2 protein-coding genes are annotated in these 1,408 nt (G+C 71.1%); both read right to left on the bottom strand.

The window, feature by feature from the left end; translation table 11 throughout:
* The coding region (locus ACWCQ6_RS37295; RefSeq protein ID WP_451096951.1) for a sensor domain-containing protein at positions 1-830 on the bottom strand (830 nt) is incomplete at its 3' end.
* A 170-nt stretch (positions 831-1,000) separates the two neighbouring features.
* On the bottom strand, positions 1,001-1,408 hold a 408-nt coding region (locus ACWCQ6_RS37290), incomplete at its 5' end, for a sensor histidine kinase (RefSeq protein WP_451096949.1).

Below are 1,408 nucleotides of genomic sequence, written 5' to 3'. Positions count from 1 at the left end.
AGGCGGGCCTGGGCGCCGTCGTGCAGATCGCGCTCGATCCGGCGCAGGTCGGCGGCGGCCGTGTCGACGACCACCCCCCGGTCCGACTCCAGCTCCGAAACACGGGTCGCCAGCCGGGACGGCCCGAGCAGCCCGGTCACCATGACCCGGTCCACGCTCACCAGACCACGGATGATCCACGGCGTGACGAGGACGAACACCAGGCCGAACGCGCTGGTCAGGGCCATCTCGACGGAGGAGTCGAGGCGGATCTCATGGGCCCGGTCGCTGTACAGCTGAATGCCGCCCCGACCCGTGTACGCCGGGAAGACCCAGCGCCACAGCGGGTAGGTGAACGCGGTCCACCCGACCGACCAGAAGGTCACCGCGACACAGAAGGCGAAGACCGCCCACGGCATGTGCAGCAGGGTGTAGAGCAGATGCCGCCAGGACGCCCCGCTCTTGAGGATCGCCCCCACCCAGGACAACAGACCGCCGGTCCGGCCGCGGGCCGGCGCCGGGGCCACCACGTCCACCTTCAGCAGTCCGCGCGCCCGTGCCCGTTCCATCGCGCCGAAGCCGCGGCACATGGCCAGCGCACCGGCCAGGACCGGCACCCCGAGGAAGGTGATCAGCAGGCCGACGCCCAGCGTCGTCAGGGTGATCGAGAGGCTGAACAGGACGATGCCGATCGGCAGGCTCAGCAGCAGATACGTGAACTCGCGCCAGGTCCTGCCCTCGACGGGCGCGCGCAGCGCTGCGGGGAGGAAGTGCTTCACCGGGGAATGGTTCCCGAAGCCGGCCCCGGACCGCTGGTGGTCCCGAGTGTCCGGTCCGTATGCCGTGGCCATGGGTGCTGTCCGTTTCTTCTCAACTTCATCAGCGGTCTGTTGCCGTCACGACAAGGGTGCTGTTCTGAGGGGCGGCCCACCATGAGGGGGATATCCCTCTTCGGCCGGGGGTTTTCCCCACCATGGGGGCGCCTCACGGCCCTGTCCGACCCTGATCCGCCGGACAGGCCCTAGCGGCGCGAGGCCGCCCGCGCGCTCTTCGGACCCTTGCCCCTTTGCTGTTCGCGGTCCCGCCAGGGCAGTTCCGCGGTGACGGTCGTGGGTCCGCCTACCGGTGAGTCGAGGACGAAGAGCCCGTCGACGGCGCCCAGCCGCTCGGCCAGCCCCGCCATTCCCGTACCGCCGTCCATCCGGGCGCCGCCGCGTCCGTCGTCGGTGACCTGGAGCAGCAGCCGGTCCCCGGTACGCCACACCTCGACCGAGGCGCGGGTCGCCCGTGCGTGCTTGCTCACGTTCTGCAGCAGCTCGGAGACGGTGAAGTAAGCGATCCCCTCGATCGCCTGGGCCGGCCGCCCCGGCAGGTCCACGCTCACCGTGACGGGGACGGTGCAGCGGGAGGCGACGGCGGAGAGCGCCGC

The sequence above is a fragment of the Streptomyces sp. NPDC001880 genome (assembly GCF_053594575.1).
The sequence above is the reverse complement of the archived record's forward strand: the minus strand, read 5'-3'. Positions and strand labels throughout refer to the sequence as shown.